The following is a 1487-nucleotide window of genomic DNA, read 5'->3' on the forward strand; positions in this document are numbered from 1 at the left end:
GGTTGCCACCTGGAGGCCTTCGACCAGACCGGTGAGCCGTGGCCACGCTCCGTGGGGTTCCTGATCTGCGACGTACTGGTCCCAGGCGCTGATTGTGGGTTCGGATACGGCCTGGGCCACGGGACCGGTGACGATGCACACCTGGTCGTGTCCCATGCTGCGCAAGTGATCGCCTATCTCTTTCCCCGCGGCGTGCTCGTCGATGGTCACGTAGCAAGTCCCGTGGGGTCCTCCCGCCACGACGGGCAGCCCCTGGGACCTGGCCATCGACATGATGGGATGGGTTGCCCAGGTGACCGCGATGCCGTCGACCAGCGTGTTCCGCAAAGCCTGCGCGGAGGCTGGCAGGTCAGGGGCAACAGCCATCAGGACAAGGCTTGCCCCCGCGGGTCGGATCTCGTCTGAGAACCCGGCCAGCCACTGGAGCTTGAAGGGGTCGTCGAAGACGGAGCTCAGCGTGTCCATGAACACCACTCCGTAGGCGTTCGCGTGTCCATGTTTGAGGACACGGCCAGCCACGTGGGGGCCGTAGTAGCCCATCTTCGCGGCCCGCACCAGGATCCGGTCACGCAGCTCCGGCGACAGCTGGTCGGGACGACTGAAGGCATTGCTGACCGTCGTCGTGGAGACGCCCATCACTTGGGCGACGTCACTCATTGCCACCATTGCGCCCACCTGCCTGCCTTATCCACTCCTTCTTGAGCGATCAAGAACATACTCGTTCACACACGAGCAACCAGGAATCAGGGAGGGCGAGAGAGTCGTGGACGAGCAGCGGCACGAGGGCGAAGACGTCGTCACCGCCCGGGTACGTGATGCCCGCCAAGTTCCGCGACACCGTGCCCCCCACGTTCACCCTCGTCGCATCGAAGCCCTGACTCGACGCACCACCAACACCCAAGCCAAGACCCAACCCCTCGCACCAGGAAGACGAGACGCACATGACCACGATGAACTGGGCCAACGACGACGCCGTCATCGACGCGGCAACACGCTTGGCCGCCACGTTGGGTGACGACGCGAACCACACCGTCGCGGCCGCCGCGATGGACCTGTCCGGCAACATCCACGCCGCGGTGAACAACCACCACTTCACCGGCGGCCCCTGCGCAGAACTCGTCGTTCTCGGCCTGGCGGCTGCAGCCCAGGCCGGCCCGCTCGCCACGATGGTCGCCGTCGGCGACGGTGGCCGTGGGGTGATCGCCCCCTGCGGTCGATGCCGTCAGGTCATCCTCGACCAACACCCCGACTGCTGCGTCCTGGTCCCCGACAACGGCAGCGTCGTCTCCGTGCCCGTGGCCCAGCTGTTGCCCTACACCTACCGGTTCCCGGACGGCACCGCAGAACGTTTCGTCCGGTTCAACGGCCGCTACTACGACGACATCGTGACTGGCCGCAAGACGCAGACGGTGCGCTATCTCGATCCTGTCCCGCTGGGGCCGACCACCTTCGTCTTCGAGGACGGCGAGCATCGTGGGTTCAAGACC

Annotated in this window: 2 protein-coding genes; one reads left to right on the forward strand and one right to left on the reverse strand. The window is 65.9% G+C overall.

Annotated elements, in window-relative coordinates:
* On the reverse strand, positions 1-657 hold a 657-nt coding region (locus tag ACYVKA_RS13550), incomplete at its 3' end, for a LacI family DNA-binding transcriptional regulator (RefSeq protein ID WP_460706200.1).
* Between the two features lie 284 nt (positions 658-941).
* Between ACYVKA_RS13550 and ACYVKA_RS13555 the strand changes: the two genes are divergently transcribed.
* Positions 942-1487, forward strand: a 546-nt coding sequence (locus ACYVKA_RS13555) for a hypothetical protein (RefSeq protein WP_460706202.1), incomplete at its 3' end; no start/stop codon positions are given.

The sequence above is a fragment of the Luteococcus sediminum genome, assembly GCF_054783495.1.